This is a genomic window from uncultured Sphingosinicella sp. (genome assembly GCF_963974575.1).
Lineage (GTDB): Bacteria > Pseudomonadota > Alphaproteobacteria > Sphingomonadales > Sphingomonadaceae > Sphingosinicella.
The window spans coordinates 205,565-226,744 of record NZ_CAXBBQ010000003.1; the positions used below are offsets into that span (position 1 = coordinate 205,565).

The following is a 21,180-nucleotide window of genomic DNA, read 5'->3' on the forward strand; positions in this document are numbered from 1 at the left end:
GGCCAATTCCGATTGCCAACCAAATTATCAGGCGAGCTTCGCCTTGACTTCCTCGGCGACGTTCGCCGGGACTTCCTCGTAATGACTGAACTGCATCGTGTACTGCGCCCGGCCCTGCGAGAAAGAACGGAGCTGGTTGACGTACCCGAACATGTTCGCCAGCGGCACGATCGCCTCGACCACCTGTGCGTTGCCGCGGCTGTCGGTGCCCTGGATCTGGCCGCGCCGCGAATTGAGATCGCCGATGACGTCGCCCATGAACTCCTCAGGCGTCACCACCTCGACCTTCATCACCGGCTCGAGCAGCTTGATGCCGGCCTTCTGGGCCGCTTCGCGCATGGCGCCGCGACCCGTGATTTCGAACGCCATCGCCGACGAGTCGACGTCATGGTAGGCGCCGTCCGTCAGCGTCGCGGTGAAGTCGATGATCGGGAAGCCGATCAGCGAACCCGAAGCCGCGACCTCGCGAATGCCCTTCTCGACCGAAGGAATGTATTCGCGCGGAACGTTGCCGCCCTTGACCTCGTCGACGAAAAGCACGCCCTGGCCGCGTTCACCCGGCTCGACCGTCATCTTCACGCGGCCGAATTGACCCGAACCGCCTGACTGCTTTTTGTGCGTGTAGTCGATATCGACCTTGCGCGCGAGCGATTCTCGGTACGCCACCTGCGGCGCGCCGACGTTCGCCTCGACCTTGAACTCACGCTTCATGCGATCGACCAGGATTTCGAGGTGAAGCTCGCCCATGCCCTTGATGATGGTCTGGCCGCTTTCCATGTCCGACGACACGCGGAAGCTCGGGTCTTCCTGCGCGAGACGATTGAGCGCGATGCCCATCTTCTCCTGGTCAGCCTTGGTCTTCGGTTCGACCGCGACCTCGATGACCGGATCCGGGAACTCCATGCGCTCCAGGATGATCGGCGCGTTCGGCGCACAGAGCGTTTCGCCGGTGGTCACTTCCTTGAGACCGACGAGCGCCACGATGTCGCCCGCGTAGGCTTCCTTGATGTCTTCACGCTCGTTCGCGTGCATCAGGAGCATACGGCCGATCTTTTCCTTCTTGTCCTTCACCGAGTTGAGCACGGTGGAGGAACCCTCGAGCTTGCCCGAGTAGATGCGCGCGAAGGTGAGCGTGCCGACGAACGGGTCGGTCATGATCTTGAACGCCAGCGCCGAGAACGGCTCGCTGTCGTCGGCCTTGCGGGTATCGACCGTCTCGCCGTCGAGCTTGACGCCCTGCACGGCCGGCACGTCGAGCGGGCTCGGCAGATAGTCGACGACGGCGTCGAGCAGCGGCTGCACACCCTTGTTCTTGAACGCCGAACCGCACAGCACCGGCACGAACGCGAAGTTCAGCGTACCCTTGCGGATCAGCGCCTTCAGCGTAGCGGCATCGGGAACGTTGCCTTCGAGGTAGGCTTCCATGACGGCATCGTCCTGCTCGACGGCCATCTCGATGAGTTCCTGGCGGGCCAGCTCGGCGGCGTCCTTGAGCTCGGCCGGGATGTCCGAATATTCGAACTTCGCGCCCAGCGATTCCTCGAGCCAGATGATCGCGCGGTTTTCGACGAGGTCGACGAGGCCCTTGAACGAGCTTTCGATGCCGATCGGAAGATACAGCACCAGCGGACGCGCACCCAGACGATCCTTGATCATCTGCACGCAGCGTTCGAAGTTGGCACCGGTGCGGTCGAGCTTGTTGACGAAGCACATCCGCGGAACCTTGTACTTGTCCGCCTGGCGCCACACCGTCTCCGACTGCGGCTCCACGCCGGCAACGCCGTCGAAGCACGCGACAGCACCGTCGAGCACGCGAAGGCTGCGCTCGACTTCAATCGTGAAGTCGACGTGGCCGGGCGTATCGATGATGTTGATGCGGTGATCGTTCCAGAAACAGGTCGTCGCGGCAGACGTGATCGTGATGCCGCGCTCTTGCTCCTGCTCCATCCAGTCCATCGTCGCCGTGCCTTCGTGCACTTCGCCGATCTTGTAGGACTTGCCGGTGTAATAGAGGATTCGCTCGGTTGTCGTCGTCTTACCGGCATCAATGTGGGCCATGATGCCGATGTTGCGATATTTATCGAGCGGATGGCTGCGGGCCATTGCGATCAGTCCTTAATCTTTACCAGCGGTAGTGCGCGAAGGCGCGGTTCGCCTCGGCCATACGGTGGGTGTCTTCGCGCTTCTTCACGGCGGTACCGCGGTTCTGCGAGGCGTCCATCAGTTCACCCGAAAGGCGCGCCGACATTGTGTTCTCGCTGCGGTTGCGCGCGGCCGAGATCAGCCAGCGGATCGCCAGCGCCTGCGAACGGTCCGGACGCACCTCGACGGGCACCTGATAGGTCGCGCCACCGACGCGGCGGCTGCGGACCTCGATGCCCGGCTTCACGTTGTTGAGCGCGTCGTGGAAGATCCCAACCGGGTCCTTCTTCATCTTCGATTCGATGTTGTCGAGCGCGGTATAGACGATCGTTTCGGCGACCGACTTCTTGCCCTGATACATCACGAGGTTCATGAACTTCGTGAGCGTGACATCCCCGAAGCGGGGATCGGGGAGAATTTCGCGCTTCTCCGGACGGCGACGACGAGCCATTTCTCTAGTTCCTTACTTAGGCCGCTTGGCGCCGTACTTCGAACGGCTCTGCTTGCGATCCTTGACGCCCTGGGTGTCAAGAACGCCGCGCAGCACGTGGTAACGCACGCCCGGCAAATCCTTTACGCGGCCGCCGCGAATAAGCACCACCGAGTGCTCCTGAAGGTTGTGGCCTTCACCCGGGATGTAGCCGATCACTTCAAAACCGTTGGTCAGACGAATCTTGGCCACCTTGCGGAGCGCCGAGTTCGGCTTCTTCGGGGTCGTCGTGTAGACGCGCGTGCATACGCCGCGCTTCTGCGGATTCGCTTCGAGCGCCGGCACCTTGTTGCGCGCCTTCTGCGGATTCCGACCCTTGCGGACCAGCTGGTTGATCGTCGGCATTAACGCTTCAGCCTCTTGTTTCCAAATCCATGCAAGCCTTCAGGGCCAGCCGCGCGCAAAGCGTCCGCGATCGATTCGCGGACAAATGCAAACGGTCCCGGCGGGTACCTTAACGGCCCCACCCGGACCCTTATTTCGCGGCCTTGCGGCCTATCAGCTCTAAAAACCCGTTCCAGGACAGCGTCTAGGACGAACGCCTACCACCAGCCCGCGAGTACGGGCGCGGCTTATATGCGCGCCTCCCCCCAAGGTCAACGGCTTTTGTGACGGTTCTCCGCGGGTCTTCGGCGATGCGCTCAGCGCGCATCTTTCACGATGTCGCCGCCCTTCATAACGAAAGGAACATTCGCGAGCAGCGTGACGTCCGCAGTCGGGTCGCCGGAGACCGCGATGAGGTCCCCGTAGCGGCCCGGTGCGATCGCGCCGACGTCCGATTCGCGGCCCAGCGCCTCGGCGGCATTCCGCGTCGCCGCGCGGATCGCATCGATCGGCGTCATGCCGTAGTCCACCATCACGCGGAACTGCTTCCCGACCTCCGCATGGGGCATCACGCCCGCGTCGGACGCGAACACCATCTTCACGCCCGCCTTGTGTGCCGCACGGAAGCCGTCGCGCTGGATCTGGGCGATCTCGCGGTCTTTCCGCAGATTGTCCTCCAGCACGCCGTTCTTGCGCCCCTCAGCCTGCGTATACTCGGTATTATAGATGTCCATCGCCAGCACCGCGCCGCGCTCCTTGGCGAGGCGTATGCCTTCGGCGTCGATGAGGCTGGCGTGCTCGATCGTGTCGATGCCGGCGCGAATCGCCGCCTTGATGCCCGAGGTGCCGTGCGCGTGCGCGGCGACCTTCAGGCCCCACATGTGCGCCTCGTCCGCGATGGCGCGAAGCTCCCCTTCGGAGAGCTGCTGCTGGCCGGGTTCGGTGTTGCGCGAAAAGACGCCGCCCGTGGCGCACACCTTGATGACCTCCGCGCCGTACTTGCGCTGCTCGCGCACGCGCAGGCGAAGTTCATCGGGCGAATCGCCAACGGCTTCGCCTTTGCGGTGGAACGACGGTGGATAGAATGTCTCGTCGCAGTGGCCACCGGTGGCGCCGAGCGCATAAGCGGCGGGAACGACTCGCGGCCCCGTCGCGAAGCCTTCCTCGATCGCCTGCTTGATGCCGACGTCCGAATAGCCGGCCGAGCCGACGTTGCGGACGGTCGTGAAGCCCGCGTCCAGCATGGCGCGCGCATTCGCCGCGCCCACCACGGTCCAGAAGCTGTCGGTGAAGACGAGGCTGTTGTAGCCGCCGTAAATGGGGGCACTGTCCAGGTGGACATGCATGTCGATGAGGCCGGGCACGAGCGTCATGCCGGGCAGGTCGACCCGTTTCGCGTCTGCCGGGATGCCCGCACCACCGGATACGGAGACAATACGCCCGTCGGTGATCACCACCACCGGGTTCTCCACCATCCTTCCGGCAACGACATCGACCATGCGGTCTGCGGTGACGACAACGGTTTCCGCCTGCGCCGTGCCTGAAAGCAGCGCGGCGGCGGCAAGTGCCAGTTTCAGCATTTCACCCCCCCTTGGAAGCGAAGGCTCAGTCCTTCGCGCCGTGGCAGTGCTTATACTTCTTGCCCGAGCCGCAAGGACAGGGCTGATTGCGGCCGACGGCACCCGCCGCCTCCGCGAGCTGATCGGGATCGGCGGCAAGCGAGTCGTTCTCGCCCGTGAACGGGTCGATATGCGTGGTCAGGAACTCCGGCGGCGTACGCGGCAATGGCGGGGGGGCCATTTCGAACTGCGCGTGGCTGAGCATCCGCGTGACCTCCTCGCGGATGTTGACGAGCATCCGCTCAAAGAGCGCGAAGGCCTCCTGCTTGTATTCGTTGATCGGCTGCTTCTGCGCATAGGCGCGCAGGTGGATGACGGCGCGGAGCGCGTCGAGCGTCGCGAGGTGCTCCTTCCAGTGATGGTCGATCGCCTGGAGAAGGAAGCTCTTCTCGATCTGCGTCCACGTTTCGGCAGGGATGTTCGCCGTCTTCGTCTCAAGCGCGTCCTTCGCGGCCGCCTCGATGCGCTCGATGAAGATTTCCTGATCGACCGCCTGCTCGCTGACCCATTCCTCGATCGGCAAGTCGAGCGCGAACAGGCGCGCGAGATCGACCCTCAGCCCTTCCACATTCCACTGCTCGGGATAGCTTCCGGCCGGGCAGTGCAGCGCCACGAGATCGTTCGTGGTCTCTGAGCGCATGTCCGCGACGACATCGCCGAGCGTTTCCGAATCCATCACGTCGGCGCGCTGCTCGTAAACGACCTTGCGCTGGTCGTTCATCACATCGTCGTACTGCAGGAGTTGCTTGCGGACGTCGTAGTTGCGCGCCTCCACCTTCTTCTGCGCGGTCTCGATCGCCTTCGAAATCCACGGGTGGACGATCGCCTCGCCCTCTTCGAGCCCCGACTGCATCATGCGATTGAGCATGGATTGCTGGCCGAAGATGCGCAGCAGATCGTCGTCGAGGCTGAGGTAGAAGCGCGAGAAGCCCGGATCACCCTGACGACCCGAACGGCCGCGCAGCTGGTTGTCGATGCGGCGGCTCTCATGGCGCTCGGTGCCGAGCACGAACAGACCGCCCGCGGCTTTGACCGCCTCGCGTTCGGCGGCGACCTCCTGACGGATGCGCTCGACCTCTTGTTCCTTGTCGGGGCCTTCGGGCATCGTCTTCAGCTCGTCGTCGACACGGAATTCGACGTTGCCGCCAAGCTGGATGTCGGTGCCGCGACCCGCCATGTTGGTGGCGATGGTGACGGCGCCGAGCCGGCCCGCCTGCGCCACGATATGCGCCTCCCGCTCGTGGAAGCGCGCATTCAGAACATTGTGCTCGACGCCTTCCCTCGTCAGATGCTCGGAGAGCATTTCCGACTTTTCGATGGAAACGGTGCCGACAAGCACGGGTTGGCCTTTCAGGCTCGCCTCGCGGATCGCCTTCACGATCGCGCCGTACTTGTCCTGTGCGTTCTTGTAGAACTCGTCATCCACGTCGATGCGCTTCACGGGCACGTTCGTCGGGATTTCGACCGTGTTCAGCTTGTAGATATCGTAGAATTCGGCCGCTTCGGTCGCCGCCGTACCGGTCATGCCGCCGAGCTTCGGGTACATGCGGAAGTAGTTCTGGAAGGTGATCGACGCGAGCGTCTGGTTCTCGGGCTGGATCTCGACGCCTTCCTTGGCCTCGACCGCCTGGTGGAGCCCGTCGGACCAGCGGCGGCCGTCCATCATGCGCCCCGTGAACTCGTCGATGATGACGACCTTGTCGCCCTTCACGATATAGTCGGTGTCGCGGCGGAAGATGATATTGGCCTTCAGCGCCTGATTGAGGTGGTGAACCACCTGCGTGTTCTCGAAATCATAGAGATTTTCGCCCACGAGCAGCCCCGCGGCTTCAAGCGCGCGCTCGGCAGCCTCGGTGCCGTCCTCGGTGAGCGTGATCGACTTCTGCTTCTCGTCGACCTCGTAGGATTCCTTCGGCAGCACCTTCACCACGGCATCGACCGCGACATAAAGGTCGGTCTTGTCCTCGGTGGGGCCGGAGATGATGAGCGGCGTGCGCGCCTCGTCCACCAGGATCGAGTCGACCTCGTCGACGATCGCGAAGTTGAAGGGCCGCTGCACCATCGACTCGCGCGAATATTTCATATTGTCGCGGAGGTAGTCGAAGCCGAACTCGTTGTTGGTGCCGTAGGTAATGTCGGCCGCGTAAGCGGCGCGGCGGGTCGCCTCGTCGATGTTCGGGACGATGACGCCCACGGAAAGCCCGAGGAAATTGTGGATCTTACCCATCCAGCCGGAGTCGCGGCGGGCAAGATAGTCGTTCACCGTGACGACGTGGACGCCCTTGCCACCGATGGCGTTCAAATAGGTGGCGAGCGTTGCCACCAGCGTCTTGCCTTCGCCGGTGCGCATCTCTGCGATCTCGCCCCGGTGCAGCACGATGCCGCCGATGAGCTGGACGTCGAAATGCCGCATGCCGAGCACGCGCTTCGAGGCTTCGCGCACGGTGGCGAAGGCTTCGGGCAACAGCGCATCCAGCGTTTCGCCGCCCGCGATGCGCTGGCGGAATTCTTCTGTCTTCGCCTTCAGCTGCTCGTCGGTGAGCGCCTCGAACGAGGGTTCCAGATCGTTGATCTTGCGGACGATGGGGGACAGCGACCGGACGTAGCGATCGTTTGAGGAGCCGAAGATACGCTTCGCGAGCGCGTTCAGACCGAGCATGGGGTACCTTGTGCGCAAAGGGCGGGGCCGCACAGGCGGGCCCCAACATCGCCGCCGACATAGGAACGGTGCGCTTTATAGTCAATGAATCCGGGTCTCGGGAATCTGCGGCCCGGCGGCTTCCCGCACCCAGGGGCACCTGTCGGCGGCATGTCTACAACCGCGCGCAGGCGACGGCATTGCCACCGTAACGCCCTGCTTCGCAGCACGTCGCCGTTCAGTTCATCTTCGCCGCGAGCGCATCGATAATCGGGCAGTCGGGGCGAGAGTCGCCGTGGCAACCCTTTGCCAAATGGATGAGCGTGCTACGCATCGCTTCGATCGCCTTCATCTTCTTGCCGAGCGCCTCTGCCTGCTGCAGCGCGAGGCGCTTAACGTCGGCGCTGCTGCGCTCCCGGTCGGACCAGAGCGCGAGCAGCGTGCGGATTTCCTCGATGCCGAAGCCGAGATCGCGCGCGTTGGCGATGAAACGAAGGCGGTGCACGTCGTCCTCGCCATAGTCCCGGTAGCCCGAGTCCCGGCGCGGCGGCAACGGGATGAGGCCGATGCCTTCGTAATGGCGGATCATGCGCTGGCTGACGCCGCTTTTCTTCGATACCGCGCCGATGTTCACAGTCTCGCCCCCCTCAGCCGAAGCGCATTGCCGATCACCGTGACCGAGCTCAGCGACATGGCCGCCCCGGCGATCATCGGGCTCAACAGCAGCCCGAACACCGGATAGAGCACGCCCGCCGCGATCGGAACGCCCGCCGCATTGAACACGAACGAGAAGAACAGGTTCTGGCGGATGTTGCGCATCACGGCGCGGCTGAGGCGACGCGCGCGGACGATGCCGCGAAGGTCGCCCTTCACGAGCGTGACGGAAGCGCTTTCCATGGCAACATCCGTGCCGGTACCCATCGCGATGCCGACGTTCGCGGCAGCGAGCGCGGGCGCATCGTTGATGCCGTCTCCGGCCATCGCGACGACATGCCCCTCGGCGCGCAGGCGCTCGACGGCCTTCTGTTTGTCGGCGGGCAGCACGTCGGCGATCACCACGTCGATACCGCCGATCCGCTTCGCCACGGCTTCGGCGGTCTTCCTGTTGTCGCCGGTGAGCATGACGATGTGCAGCCCTTCGCGCTTGAGGTCCGCGATGGCTTCCGACGCGCTTTCCTTCACCGGATCGGCCACCGCGAGGAAGCCCGCGAAGGCGCCGTCGATGGCGAGGTACATCACGCCCTCGCCCGACGCGCGCCGGGCGTCCGCCTTCGCGTCGAGTGCCGACGTATCGAGGCCCGCCATCATCGCGCGGTTGCCGAGACTGACGCGGCGGCCGTCCACCATCCCCGAGACGCCCTTGCCGGTTTCGGATGCGAAATCGCTGACATCGCCCAGAACAAGCCCGCGCTCCTCCGCGGCATCGACAATCGCGGCGGCGAGCGGATGCTCGCTTCCGCGCTCCACCGATGCGGCGAGGCGCAGCATATCGTCGTGGTCGGCACCTTCGATGCCGACGAGGCGCGGCTTGCCGAGCGTCAGCGTGCCGGTCTTGTCGACGACAAGTGAGTCGACCTTTTCCATGCGCTCCAGCGCTTCGGCGTTGCGGACGAGCACGCCCGCCGCCGCGCCGCGCCCGGTGCCGACCATGATCGACATCGGCGTCGCGAGCCCGAGCGCGCAGGGGCAGGCGATGATGAGCACCGAAACGCCCGCGACGAGCGCGTGGGCGAGGCGCGGCTCCGGCCCCACAAACAGCCACACGGCGAAGGCGAGCACCGCGATCAGCACCACGGCGGGAACGAACCAGCCCGAAACCGTGTCGGCAAGGCTCTGGATCGGCGCGCGCGAACGCTGTGCTTCCGCCACCATGCGCACGATCTGCGCGAGCATCGTATCGCTGCCGACGCGCGACGCGCGGACGACGAGCATCCCGGTGCCGTTCACCGTCGCGCCCGTCACCGCGTCGCCCGTGGCCTTTTCGGCAGGTACAGGCTCCCCGGTGAGCATCGATTCGTCGACCGACGAGCGCCCTTCCTCGACGATGCCGTCCACGGGAATCTTCTCGCCGGGGCGTACGCGGAGCAGATCGCCGACGGCGATGTGGCCGATGTCCACATCCGCCTCACTGCCATCCGGTGCTATCCGCCGTGCGTGTTTCGGCGCAAGGCCGAGCAGCGCCTTGATCGCCTTGCCGGTCGCGGCGCGGGCGCGCAGCTCGAGCACCTGCCCGAGCAGCACAAGTGCGACGATGACCGCTGCCGCCTCGAAATACACCGGGACCTGACCATGCATCGTGTGCAGGCTTGCGGGAAACAGGCCGGGCGCGAGCGTTGCGACGACGCTGTAGGCATAGGCCACCCCGACGCCGAGGCCGATGAGCGTGAACATGTTGAGATTGCGCGTGCGGACCGAAGCGATGGCCCGCTCGAAGAACGGCAGCCCCGCCCACAGCACCACGGGCGTCGCGAGCGCGAGCTGGACGAACACCATCGTGCGCATCGGCAGCAGGTGCCAGCCGAGCATGTCCGTGCCCATCGCCAGCACGAACAGCGGCAGCGCGAGCGCGGCGGCGACCCAAAATCGCCGCGTGAAATCGATCAGCTCAGGGTTGGGCGCGTCGTCGAGCGAGGGCGACTCGGGCTCCAGCGCCATGCCGCAGATCGGGCACGTACCCGGCCCGTCCTGTCGGATTTGCGGGTGCATCGGGCAGATCCACATGACGCCGGGCGCCACGGTTGCGGGGTCTACCGGCATACTCTGTTGATGATCGTGGTGTTTGCAGCAATCGGACACTGAAAATCTCCTCTTGCCAGCACATTGAACCTTTACACGATGTGAGGGTCAAGAGCCCTTGACCTTACCATAGTGTCAAGGTGCAAACCTCCCCTCATGAACAGAATCGCCCTTTCTCGACGCGCGCTGATCGGCGGTATCGGCGCTACGGCTCTTTTCCCTGCATGGGCACGGAGCGGCACACCCGGCATCGGCGCCGCGCTGTCAGGCCCCGAGATTCGGCTGAACGTCGGCCACACGCCCTTCACCGTCGGCGGCCGCACCGGTCATGCCGTGACGGTGAACGGCACGCTCCCCGCGCCGCTGATCCGGCTGAAGGAAGGCCAGACCGCGCGGCTGATCGTCACCAATCACCTGGACGAGGACACCTCGATCCACTGGCACGGACTGCTGCTGCCCTTCCAGATGGACGGCGTGCCCGGCATCAGCTTCCCCGGCATCGCGCCGCATTCGAGCTTCACCTACGAGTTCCCCGTCATCCAGGCGGGCACCTATTGGTATCACAGCCATTCGAACCTTCAGGAGGCGATGGGCCACTACGGCCCCATCGTCATCGATCCTGCGGACGCCGATCCGGTCGCCTACGACCGCGAGCATGTCATCGTGCTCTCGGACTGGAGCTTCATGCATCCGCACGCGGTCATGAAGAAGCTGAAGCAGGACGCTGAGTTCTTCCGCCGCGACAATCCCAATTTCGCCGAGCTTGCCGCGGGCAAGGGCCAGACCCTGAAAGAGCGGCTGGAGTGGGGCGCCATGCGCATGAGCCCCGCCGACATCTCGGACGTAACGGGCGCGACCTACACCTATCTCGTGAACGGCCACGGCCCGGCCGAGAACTGGACCGGGCTCTTCAATCCGGGCGAACGCGTGCGGCTGCGCATCATCAACGCCTCGGCAATGACCATCTTCAACGTGCGCATTCCCGGCCTGCCCATGACCGTTGTGAACGCCGACGGCGAGAACGTGCGGCCGGTGGAGACGGACGAACTCCAGATCAGCGTCGCCGAAACCTACGACGTGATCGTAACGCCTGGTGACGCCGCCTACACGCTCGCCGCCGAAAGCGTCGACCGCTCCGGCATGGCCCACGCGACGCTCGCGCCCCGCATGGGCATGAGCGCGCCGGTGCCGAAGCTGCGCGAGCGCCCGACGCTTTCAATGAAGGACATGGGTCACGGCGGCGGCGGAGACCATGCCGCGATGGGCCATTCGATGAAGATGCGCGACCCGGAGAATGCAGCGCGCGCGGGTGTGAAGCTCAGCCCCGGCGTGGACATGATCGCGCCGATGCCCGTCGACCGCGTCGGCGATCGCGGCCTCGGGCTTGAAGACGAGACGCACCGCGTGCTCGTCTACACCGATCTCGTCGCGCTGGCGCCGAACCCTGACACGCGGCCACCTTCGCGCAGCCTCGAAATCCACCTGACGAGCAACATGGAACGCTACATGTGGTCGTTGAACGGCGAGCAGTTCAGCCCCGTGACCGAGCCGTTCCGCTTCGAGAAGAACGAGCGCGTGCGCGTGACGCTGGTGAACGACACGATGATGGCGCACCCCATCCACCTGCACGGCCATTTCTTCGAGGTTGTGAACGGCCACGACGGCCACCATCCGCGCAAGCACACGGTGAATGTGCTGCCCGGCGGCAAGGTCTCCTTCGATCTCACCGCAGACGCGCCCGGCGACTGGGCGTTCCACTGCCACCTGCTGATGCACATGCACCTCGGCATGTTCAACGTGGTGACGGTGCGGCCCGTGGACGGCGCGGGAGACGCGGCATGAAGCGGCTGATCGCCCTCCTCCTCATCGGCACAGCAGGCCCTGCGTTCGCGCAGGACCATTCGCAGCACCAGATGCCGGCCGATGATCCCCACGCCGGCCACGCCATGCCGGCGCCTGCCGACGACCCGCATGCGGGTCACGCAATGCCCGCGCCGACCGACCCGCACGCGGGACATGCCATGCCGCCGGCCGACGATCCGCACGCAGGCCACACGATGCCGGCGCCAACCGACCCGCACGCTGGCCATGTGATGCCGCAAGCAGACCCCCACGCGGGACACGGCGCCACCCCCTCCGGCCCTTCCATTCCCAAAGGTCCGCCGCCCGCCGCCGCGGCCGGTGGGCCCACCTACGCCGCCGACGCCGTGTTCGGCGCCGACACGATGGCCGCCGCACGCGCCGCGCTCTACAAGGAGACGGGCGGCATGACGGTATCGAAGACCATCGTCGATCGACTCGAGGCGGGCTTCGGGCAGGGCGAAGAGACCTACCTGTGGGACGTGCAGGGCTGGATCGGCCGCGACATCGACAAGTTCTGGTGGAAGACCGAAGGCGAAGGCGCGTTCGGCGGCCCGCTTGAATCCGCCGAAGTCCAGGCGCTGTGGAGCCACGCCATCGGCCCGTTCTTCGATCTGCAGGCGGGCGTGCGCTACGACATCCGCCCGGAGCCGGACCGCGCGCACGCGGTGATTGGCATCCAGGGCCTCGCGCCCTACAAGTTCGAGGTGGACGCCGCCGCCTTCATCTCGACGAAGGGCGACGTCACCGCGCGCATCGAAGCCGAATACGACCAGCGGCTGACGCAGAAGCTGATCCTGCAGCCACGCATCGAGGTGGAGCTTTCGGCTCAGGACATCCCAGAATACGGCATCGGCGCGGGCCTCTCCGCGATCGAGGCGGGCGCCCGGCTCGGCTATGAATTCGTACCGCAGTTCCGGCCCTACGTCGGCGTCGAATGGCACCGGAAGATCGGCGACACGGCCGATTTCGCGCGCGCGGCGGGCGAAGACGTGGACGCGGTACGCGGGCTTGTCGGCGTGCGTTTCTGGTTCTGAACGCGAGAGCGTCGGAATTATTAACACTTTTTACGGAGACGTAACAAAACCTGCCTCCGTATCGCCCGGAACAGCGCAGTTTTCCCGGCATGGCACGTGCATTGCATGGTTAACACCATCAAGTCGTTGCTTTGCTTGGAGAAAAAATATGAGCACCTTGAAAGTCGCTGCTGCGACCGCCCTGCTGGGCATGACCGCATTCGCTGCCCCCGCCAACGCCGGCCTCGTTTTCGACGTCGATCAGGGCGGCTCGAGCCTCACCGTGGACACGAGCGGTTGCCTCGGCTGGTGTGGCGTTTCCAGCGGTCTCTCGTTCGGGAGCGATTTCTCGTTCTCGCTCGAGGAAAGCGAAGGCTATACGTTCAGCTTCGGCCAGATCACGCCGAGCGGCTTCGGCGCGGGCCACGCCACGTTCACCGCGACGCTTGCGTTCTTCGAGCCGATCGCCGGTTCGGCCTCTTCGGGCGGTGAAGCCTATTACATCACTGCTGGCGGCATCATCACCGGCGGCTCGCTGATCTGGGACGACATTTCCACGATCGTCACTGCAGACGGTTCCGAGTTCACCGTGGACTTCCACGACCTCGTCGGTATCGACTTCTTCGCGCCGATCGGCGTGAAGGCGACGGTCAAGGCCGTGAAGGTCGTCGCGCCCGTCGAGGTGCCTGAGCCGGCCGCGCTTGCGCTCTTCGGTCTCGGCCTCATCGGCGTTGGCGCCGCGCGCCGCCGCAAGGCCGCGTAAGCGACAGCTTCGTCACGCAAGGGCGCCGCCGGAGACATCTCCGGCGGCGCCTTTCGTTTGCGGCTGCGGCATACTGTCCGAAATCGCGTGGCGCTCGTAAATTCGCGGCATGCCTGCTATATCCAAGGCATGTCCGAACCCGCCCCCTTCAGCTACGCAATCGAGATCAGCCCCGCCGATATCGATTTCATGGGGCACGTGAACAATGCGAGCTATCTGAAGTGGGTGCAGGACGCAGTACTCAGCCACTGGCAGCGCTTCGCGCCCGCCGAAGCGGTTGCCGCGCACCTGTGGGTGGCGCTGAAGCACGAGATCACCTATCGGCGCCCGACCTTCCTCGACGACGAGGTGATCGCCACCGTACTCCTTGAAAAGGTGCACGGCGCGCGGGCGTTCTACGAAACGATCATCAAACGCGGCGAGGAAGTGCTCGCCGAGGTGAAATCGAGCTGGTGCTGTGTGGACGCGCAAACGCTGCGCCCGGCGCGGCTCGCCGAAAGCGTCATCGAACGCTTCTTCGGCAAACCCTGACCGATCAGATCTCGATCCGCGAGAACCCCTCGCGGAGCGTGCGGCTCCACGCTTCAGACATGGCGGAGAAACCCGGGTCGCCCGGCTCGAAACGATGGGCTTCGGAAACCTTGAGCTCGTCCTTGCGCAGCACGGTGAGATCGAGCGGCATCCCGACGGACAGGTTCGAACGCAGCGTCGAATCCATCGAGAGGAGCAGCGCCTTGCGCGCGTCGTCGATCGGCATGTCCTTCCTGACCACGCGGTCGAGGATAGGCTTGCCGTATTTGTGCTCGCCGATCTGCAGGAAGGGCGTGTCTTCTGTAGCCTCGATGAAATTGCCTTCCGGGTAGATCAGGAACATGCGCGGGCCACCGCCCTTGCGCTGACCGGCGAGGATCATCGAAGCGGTCGCCCCCTGCTTCATGCGTTCAAGCTTTTCGGAAACCTCGGACGTGACCTGCGAGAGTGTGTCGCCGATGATATGCGCCACCTCCAACATCGTCGTCGCCTTCATGATCGAAGGCGTTTCGGTCTGCTCGGGATCGTCGATCGCGTCGCGCAGGCGCGCGATCACCGTCTGTGTCACCGACAGGCTGCCCGCGGTCATCAGCGCAATCACGCGCTCGCCCGGCTCCTCGAACACGAACATCTTCTTGTAGCTGGCGATGTTGTCGAAGCCGGCATTGGTGCGCGTGTCCGAGAGGAGCACGATGCCATCATTGAGAAGGACGCCGACGCAGTATGTCATGATGCTGCAATCTTTATTGCTGCACCGCGGTAACCGCAACGGTCACGTCGAGATCTTCGTTCGCAGTACCGAACGAGACGCCCCGGATCGGCGCCGCGGACACCGAATCGATGCCCGAGCCGAGCCGGATATAGCGTTCGTCCGGAGAGCAGCGGTTGGCCGCGTCAAACCCCACCCAGCCCAGCCCCTCGATATGAAGCTCCGCCCAAGCGTGGCTTGCCTCGTGCGCAACGCCGTCGGCGTTGGCGAACAGATAGCCCGACACGTAGCGCGCGGGGATGCCGACCGACACCGCGCAGGCGATAAGCGCGTGCGTGTGATCCTGGCAGACACCCAGCGCAAGCGCGAGCGCTTCGGCCGCCGTTGTATGCGCGTGCGTTTCCCCCGGCGCGTACACGATGCCGTCGGCGACGGCGGCGGAGAGGGCGTGCGCGCGGTCGAGGCCCGCGGTTTCGGGGATGCCCGAGACGGCCTTTGCGGCGAGTTTCCTGAGCGCTGCATCGGGCCGCGTCGCACGCGTGGTGCGAAGGTAGACGAGCGGCGAGATACGCTCTCCGTGGTTTTTAAGCACCCCCGCGAGATCCACGGTCTCGACCGTGCCTGTCACGTGAATATCGACCGCTTCCACCGCGCCGTGGATCGACATGGTCCGGATCGTGTCTCCCGCGCCGTCGGTAAACGGCTGCGAAAAGCGGCCGCCTTCCACTTCCACCTTCCAGTCGAGCGTGCGCTGGCCGGCAAAGCGCGAGGGCGTCAGACGATGGCTTTGAACCACCTGACGGATCGGCGCGGCGTAGCGGTATCGGGTGACATGGGAGACGGAGAGACGCATCAGCCGCCCCCGAACAGATATGTATCCGCGATCTCGCTGCCGAGCGCGCCGGTGCGGCGGATATGGCCGGTGAGAAACTCGTGGAGGCCGGAAAAGACGATGTCGTCGATTTCGGTATCGGCAAGCTCGGAAAGCATGGTGCGCGCGGTCTGGTGCGGCTTCGTGCGCTGGCCGTAGGCGCGGGAGAGACGCGCGAGGTGATAATTGGTTTGTTCGGCGCAGTGGATGAGCGAGCGCGGGCAGGATTTGTTGAGAATGAGGAAGTGCGCGATCTTCCCCGGCGTATAGTCGCCGCCGTAAGCCCAGTGGAACGCACGGAACACCGACATGGCGCGCAGCAGCGTGGTCCATTGGTAATTGTCGATGCCCCCGCCCACGCGGTCCGTTACCGGGAGCAGCACGTAGTATTTCACATCAAGCATCCGCGCGGTGTTGTCGGCGCGCTCGATGTAATAGCCGAGGTTCATGAAGTCGTAGCCGTCCTGTTGCAGCTGCGTGCTTTCGATGGCGCCGCGCAGCAGCGCGGTCTGCCGCTTGGTCCAGTCGCAGAGCGCCATCAGGTCGGCCCGTCCCGGCCCGCGCCGTTCGAAGCTCTTCAGATCCTGAAAAGCGCCGTTCAGCGCATCCCACACTTCGCTGGTGACGGCGGTGCGTACGACGCGGGCGTTGTCGCGCGCGCGGGCGATACAGTTCGCAACCGACGAGGTGTTCTCGCGGTCGAAGAACAGAAACGCTTCCACCGTGGCAGGCGTTGTCTCGCCGTAGCGTGAGGCAAATGCCGCCGCACCGCCCGCCGCGGCCAGAATCGATGCCCAGTCGTTCTGGTGCCCGGCGCCCGCGGACGGCATCAGCGCGATACGGTAGCCGACCTCCAGAAGCCGGGCCATCGTCTCGGCCCGCTCCATGTAGCGGGTCATCCAGAACAGGTTTTCGGCGGTGCGGCTCAGCATGGTCATTTAGTCCGCCAGCACCCACGTGTCTTTCACGCCGCCACCCTGCGAGGAGTTGACGACGAGCGACCCTTCTCGAAGCGCGACGCGCGTCAGCCCGCCCGCGCAAAGATGGATGCGCTCGCCGACAAGGCAGTAGGGCCGGAGGTCGACATGGCGCGGCGCGAGGCCGGACTCGACATAGGTCGGCGTCGTAGACAGCGACAGCGTCGGCTGCGCGATGAATTCCGATGGGTTGGCCTTGATGCGCCGCGCATAGGCCTCGATCTCGGCGCGCGTCGCGGCGGGCCCGACGAGCATTCCGTATCCGCCCGACCCGTGCACTTCCTTGACGACAAGATCGGAAAGGTTGCCGAGCACGTAGGCGAGATCATCCGGCTTGCCGCACTGCCACGTCGGCACGTTCGCCAGCACGGGCTCCTCGCCGAGGTAAAAGCGGATCATCTCCGGCACATAGGTGTAGATCGCCTTGTCGTCCGCCACGCCCGCACCGGGCGCCGAGGCAATCGCAACATTGCCCGCGCGGTACACGTTGAGCAGCCCCGGCACGCCCAGCATCGAATCCGGTCGAAAGCAAAGCGGGTCGAGGAAGTCGTCGTCGATGCGGCGGTAGATCACGTCGACGCGCTTTGGCCCCATCGTCGTGCGCATGTAGACATGGTCGCCATCGACGAAGAGGTCCTGCCCCTCCACGAGTTCGACGCCCATCTGATCGGCGAGAAACGAGTGCTCGTAATAGGCGCTGTTGAGCGAGCCCGGGGTGAGCAGCACCACGGTCGGCTCGCCGTTGCAGCCGTTTGGCGCCACGCTTTTCAGCGTGCGCCGAAGCTGGTCGGGATAATCCTCCACAGGCTCCACACGGTTGCGCTGAAAGAGATCCGGGAACATGCGCATCATGATCTCGCGGTTCTCCAGCATGTAGGAGACGCCCGACGGCGTGCGGCAATTGTCTTCCAGCACGAAGAAATCGGTGGGGCCGGTGCGCACGATATCGACGCCGACGATGTGGCTGTAGATGCCGCGCGGCGGCTGGATGCCGACGACCGCAGGCTCGTAAGCGGCGTTCTGGAAGATGCGCTCTGCCGGGATGCGTCCGGCACGGACGATCTCGGCGCGGTCGTAAACGTCGCGGAGAAAGGCGTTCAGTGCCTGCGCGCGCTGCTTCACGCCGCGCTCAAGCCGCCGCCATTCGTGCGCGGTGAACACGCGCGGAAAAATATCGAAAGGAATGAGCCGTTCGGGATCACCGCCTTCGCCATACACCGCGAAGGTGATGCCGATGCGGCGGAACAAGGCGTCAGCCTCGGCGCGCTTCAGATCGAGGAGTTCCGTCGGCATGTCCGACACCCAACCGGCAAGGTCGAGATAGGGCGCGCGAACCGTTTCCCCGTCGTACATTTCGTTGAACGTCGAAATGCGTGTCCCCTTTTAAACCTGCGCTCCTTCGTCTCTGCTCGCCGCTTGGTCTTTGTCGTTGGACATGAGCCTAACGTGGCGGAATCGCCTTGGCGAGTCCCCTCTTGCGGCTCGACCAAAACGCCGCAGTGGCCTAAACCGGCAGGAGTTCCATTCACGAGGACGATGATGCACGACCGCTCGCCGCTGGCCCCCGATAAATTCCCGAAACTGCCCGACATCGAAGGCATCCGTCTTGCGACCGCCCGCGCCGGATACAAGAGCTGGGACCGGGCCGACATGCTGCTCGGCGAGTTCGCCGAAGGCACCGTGGTGGCCGGGCTGACGACGACATCGAAGTGTCCCTCGCCGGAAGTAGAATGGTGCCGAAGCGCGCTTGCCGGTGGCAAGGCGCGCGCACTCGTCGTGAACGCGGGCAATTCCAACGCCTTCACCGGGCGGCGCGGCAAGGCGGCGTGCGACATGATCCTCGAAACGGTCGCCGGCGAACTCGGCGTGGCGCAAGACGAAATCTTTCTCGCTTCGACAGGCGTGATCGGCGTGCCGCTTCCCGAAGACAAGGCCAAAGACGGCCTCCGGCAGGCGTTCAACAAGCTTTCGGTCGGGTCCGACGCAAGCTGGCTCCACGCCGCCTCGACGATCATGACGACCGATACGTTTGCGAAGGGCGCCGGCGCCACCGCCGTCATCGGCGACCGCACCGTCGCGGTCGTCGGCATCGCCAAGGGCTCGGGCATGATCGCGCCCGACATGGCGACGATGCTCGCCTTCGTCTTCACCGATGCCGCCGTCTCCCCCGCGTACCTGAAGACGATGCTTGCCGCGGCAACCGACCTCAGTTTCCACGCGATCACGGTGGATAGCGACACCTCGACCAGCGATACGCTCCTCGCCTTCGCGACCGGCGCAGCAAAGAACGCCGAGATCACCGGACCCGACTCGCCGGGCGCCGACGCGTTCCAGGCCGCGCTCACGCAGGTCTGCCGCGACCTCGCGCAGCAGGTGGTGCGTGATGGCGAAGGCGCGCAGAAGCTGATCGCCGTGACCGTGGAAGGCGCAACCGACGACGCTTCGGCCAAGCGCATCGCCCTCTCGATCGCAAACTCGCCACTCGTGAAGACGGCGGTGGCGGGCGAGGACGCCAACTGGGGCCGCGTCGTGATGGCGGTCGGCAAGGCCGGCGAACCGGCCGATCGCGACAGGCTCTCGGTGCGCTTCGGCAACACCGTCGTCGCGAAGGACGGCATGGTCGTAGACGGCTACGACGAGGCGCCGGTCGCGGCGCACCTCAAGGGCCAGGAGATCGAGATCGGCGTAGACCTCGGGCTCGGCACGGGCCGCGCCACGGTTTGGACCTGCGACCTGACGCACGGCTACATCTCGATCAACGCCGACTATCGAAGCTGACATCTTGGACGCGTGACGGCGCGCCCGCGCGCGGCTATGAGCGCCGGGCCATGTCGTCCGCGTCCTCCCGTCCCGCAATCGCGTTCATCCTCGCCGTCGCCGTACTCGACGTGATGGCGATGGGGATCGTCATCCCCGTGCTGCCGGTGCTGATCGAGGAATTCACCGGCTCGAATGCCTCTGCCGGGCTCTGGAACGGCATCCTCATCGCGCTTTGGGCGGCGATGCAGTTCATCTGTTCGCCGATCATTGGATCCATCTCGGACCGCTATGGCCGGCGGCCGACGATCCTCATCTCGGCGGCGGGGCTTTCGCTCGACTGGATATTGATGGCGTTGGCGCCGAACCTCTGGTGGCTGGCAGTGGGGCGCATCCTCGGAGGGATCACGTCCTCGAGCTTCACGGCCGTTTATGCGTACATGGCCGACATCACCGAACCCGAGAAACGGGCCCGCGCTTACGGCCTGATCGGCGCCGCGTTCAGTGCCGGTTTCGTCGCCGGGCCACTCGTCGGCGGCTTGCTCGGCGAGCTGGGACCGCGCGCACCATTCTGGGCGGCGGCGGCACTTTCGGGCCTCGCGTTCTTCTATGGGCTGTTCATCTTGCCCGAGTCGCTGCCGGCTGACCGGCGCATGGCCTTCTCATGGGCGCGCGCCAATCCCTTTGGCGCGCTGAAGCTGCTTAGATCGCATCCCGAGCTTGCCGGACTGTCCGTCGTGAACTTCCTGCTCTACTTCGCGCACCATGTGTTTTCGGCGGTTTTCGTACTGTACGCGGCCTATCGCTACGGCTGGGGGCCGCTGGAAGTGGGCATCCTGCTCGGCCTTGTCGGTGCGCTCGACATGCTGGTGCAGGGCCTGCTGGTCGGTCCCGCCGTTGCACGGTGGGGCGACCGGCGAACGATGGTGTTCGGCCTCACCGCCGGAGCAGCGGGGGTCGCGTGCATGGGGCTTGCGGATACGGGCCTGCTGTTCACGCTCGCAATGCTGCCCAACGCCCTGTGGGGCCTCGCCATGCCCACGCTGCAATCGCTGACCACGCGGCGCGTGACGGAGAGCGAGCAGGGCCAGCTTCAGGGCGCGAACATGAGCGTGGCGAGCATCGCCGGCGTCGCATCGCCGCTCTTCTTCGGTTGGGTCTATCAGGTATCGGTCGCCGAGGTGCCGGGGCTCAGCTTCCTTGTGGCGGCGGCGATCCTGTTCGGCGGCGCAGTGATCGCGGCTATTGTCAGCCGCCGGGCCGTTCTGGCCGAAGCATGACCGCCCCCTTCCACTGGGGAAGGGGGCAGGTTTGATCAGGCGAGTTCGCCGACGAGCCAATCCTTGATCATCGATTTGGGCTGCGCGCCCACCTTGGTGGCGGCGGGCTTGCCGTCCTTGAACAGGATCATCGTCGGGATGCCGCGAATGCCGAACTGCGAGGCAAGCTCGGGATGATCGTCGGTGTTGAGCTTGGCGATCGTCACCTGATCGCCGAGTTCCTCCGAAAGCTCTTCGAGCGCCGGCGCGATCTGACGGCACGGGCCGCACCACGGCGCCCAGAAATCAACGAGAACCGGCTTTCCGGCGTTTGCGACCTCAGCTTCGAAGTTTTCAGGCGTAATGGCGGTGGAACCCATGAGAAGTCTCCATGAACAACAGCTTTTGCCACAAAATGGAGGCTGAGCGGCACCGCTTCAAGGCCAAATATCCCAAGGCTTTCTGACAGGGCGGAAAGCCGCGCTTTC

The 21,180-nt window shown here is 65.0% G+C and carries 18 protein-coding genes; 6 read left to right on the forward strand and 12 right to left on the reverse strand.

Features of this window, described 5'->3' with window-relative positions; genetic code table 11:
* Nucleotides 1-27 precede the first annotated feature (27 nt).
* The 7 genes from fusA to AAC014_RS06840 all read right to left on the reverse strand — a co-directional run bounded on the left by fusA (nt 28) and on the right by AAC014_RS06840 (nt 9,970).
* Nucleotides 28-2,103: an elongation factor G gene (fusA, locus tag AAC014_RS06810; protein WP_339705935.1), complete on the reverse strand. Its 2,076-nt coding sequence runs from the start codon at nt 2,101-2,103 to the stop codon at nt 28-30.
* Nucleotides 2,104-2,122: 19 nt separating this feature from the next.
* Nucleotides 2,123-2,593, reverse strand: coding sequence for a 30S ribosomal protein S7 (rpsG, locus tag AAC014_RS06815; RefSeq protein WP_300535666.1), 471 nt, complete (start codon nt 2,591-2,593; stop codon nt 2,123-2,125).
* A 12-nt stretch (nt 2,594-2,605) separates the two neighbouring features.
* A complete protein-coding gene (gene rpsL, locus AAC014_RS06820; RefSeq protein WP_121047240.1) occupies nt 2,606-2,977 on the reverse strand; it encodes a 30S ribosomal protein S12 in 372 nt (123 codons plus the stop codon).
* A 296-nt stretch (nt 2,978-3,273) separates the two neighbouring features.
* Nucleotides 3,274-4,536, reverse strand: a complete 1,263-nt coding sequence (locus tag AAC014_RS06825; protein ID WP_339705946.1) for an amidohydrolase family protein — start codon at nt 4,534-4,536, stop codon at nt 3,274-3,276.
* Between the two features lie 25 nt (nt 4,537-4,561).
* Nucleotides 4,562-7,234, reverse strand: coding sequence for a preprotein translocase subunit SecA (gene secA, locus AAC014_RS06830; protein WP_339705949.1), 2,673 nt, complete (start codon nt 7,232-7,234; stop codon nt 4,562-4,564).
* 217 nt (nt 7,235-7,451) lie between these two features.
* Nucleotides 7,452-7,847 (reverse strand): Cu(I)-responsive transcriptional regulator, encoded by a 396-nt coding sequence (gene cueR, locus AAC014_RS06835; protein WP_339705952.1) that lies wholly within the window; start codon nt 7,845-7,847, stop codon nt 7,452-7,454.
* The gene (locus AAC014_RS06840; RefSeq protein ID WP_339706590.1) at nt 7,844-9,970 is read right to left on the reverse strand and encodes a copper-translocating P-type ATPase; all 2,127 of its coding nucleotides are present in this window, start codon (nt 9,968-9,970) and stop codon (nt 7,844-7,846) included. The genes cueR and AAC014_RS06840 overlap by 4 nt, the downstream gene beginning before the upstream one ends.
* 135 nt (nt 9,971-10,105) lie before the next feature.
* On the opposite strand from AAC014_RS06840, the gene AAC014_RS06845 reads away from it, so the two are divergent.
* The 4 genes from AAC014_RS06845 (at nt 10,106) to AAC014_RS06860 (ending at nt 14,119) form a co-directional block, all read left to right on the forward strand.
* On the forward strand, nt 10,106-11,791 hold the full coding sequence (locus tag AAC014_RS06845; protein ID WP_339705955.1) for a copper resistance system multicopper oxidase: 1,686 nt from the start codon (nt 10,106-10,108) through the stop codon (nt 11,789-11,791).
* The gene (locus AAC014_RS06850) at nt 11,788-12,846 is read left to right on the forward strand and encodes a copper resistance protein B (protein WP_339705958.1); all 1,059 of its coding nucleotides are present in this window, start codon (nt 11,788-11,790) and stop codon (nt 12,844-12,846) included. Before AAC014_RS06845 ends, AAC014_RS06850 begins: the two co-directional genes overlap by 4 nt.
* 148 nt (nt 12,847-12,994) lie before the next feature.
* A complete protein-coding gene (locus tag AAC014_RS06855; RefSeq protein ID WP_339705961.1) occupies nt 12,995-13,588 on the forward strand; it encodes a PEP-CTERM sorting domain-containing protein in 594 nt (197 codons plus the stop codon).
* 129 nt (nt 13,589-13,717) lie between these two features.
* Nucleotides 13,718-14,119 (forward strand): thioesterase family protein, encoded by a 402-nt coding sequence (locus AAC014_RS06860; protein WP_339705964.1) that lies wholly within the window; start codon nt 13,718-13,720, stop codon nt 14,117-14,119.
* 4 nt (nt 14,120-14,123) lie between these two features.
* Here AAC014_RS06860 and AAC014_RS06865 read toward each other — a convergent pair whose 3' ends face one another.
* From AAC014_RS06865 to AAC014_RS06880, 4 genes are read right to left on the reverse strand one after another with little or no spacing between them, the layout of a single operon-like run.
* Nucleotides 14,124-14,849, reverse strand: a complete 726-nt coding sequence (locus tag AAC014_RS06865; RefSeq protein WP_339705966.1) for a proteasome-type protease — start codon at nt 14,847-14,849, stop codon at nt 14,124-14,126.
* Nucleotides 14,850-14,862: 13 nt separating this feature from the next.
* Nucleotides 14,863-15,681, reverse strand: a complete 819-nt coding sequence (locus AAC014_RS06870; protein WP_339705968.1) for a transglutaminase family protein — start codon at nt 15,679-15,681, stop codon at nt 14,863-14,865.
* On the reverse strand, nt 15,681-16,637 hold the full coding sequence (locus tag AAC014_RS06875; protein ID WP_339705970.1) for an alpha-E domain-containing protein: 957 nt from the start codon (nt 16,635-16,637) through the stop codon (nt 15,681-15,683). Before AAC014_RS06875 ends, AAC014_RS06870 begins: the two co-directional genes overlap by 1 nt.
* Nucleotides 16,638-18,029, reverse strand: coding sequence for a circularly permuted type 2 ATP-grasp protein (locus AAC014_RS06880; protein ID WP_339705973.1), 1,392 nt, complete (start codon nt 18,027-18,029; stop codon nt 16,638-16,640).
* A 186-nt stretch (nt 18,030-18,215) separates the two neighbouring features.
* On the opposite strand from AAC014_RS06880, the gene argJ reads away from it, so the two are divergent.
* Entirely contained in the window at nt 18,216-19,454 is a 1,239-nt protein-coding gene (argJ, locus tag AAC014_RS06885; RefSeq protein WP_339705976.1) for a bifunctional glutamate N-acetyltransferase/amino-acid acetyltransferase ArgJ, read from the forward strand.
* Nucleotides 19,455-19,504: 50 nt separating this feature from the next.
* Nucleotides 19,505-20,713 (forward strand): TCR/Tet family MFS transporter, encoded by a 1,209-nt coding sequence (locus AAC014_RS06890; RefSeq protein WP_339705979.1) that lies wholly within the window; start codon nt 19,505-19,507, stop codon nt 20,711-20,713.
* A gap of 35 nt (nt 20,714-20,748) precedes the next feature.
* Here the strand turns inward: AAC014_RS06890 and trxA are convergent, their stop codons facing one another.
* Nucleotides 20,749-21,072, reverse strand: coding sequence for a thioredoxin (trxA, locus tag AAC014_RS06895; protein WP_121047226.1), 324 nt, complete (start codon nt 21,070-21,072; stop codon nt 20,749-20,751).
* Between the last annotated feature and the right edge of the window lie 108 nt (nt 21,073-21,180).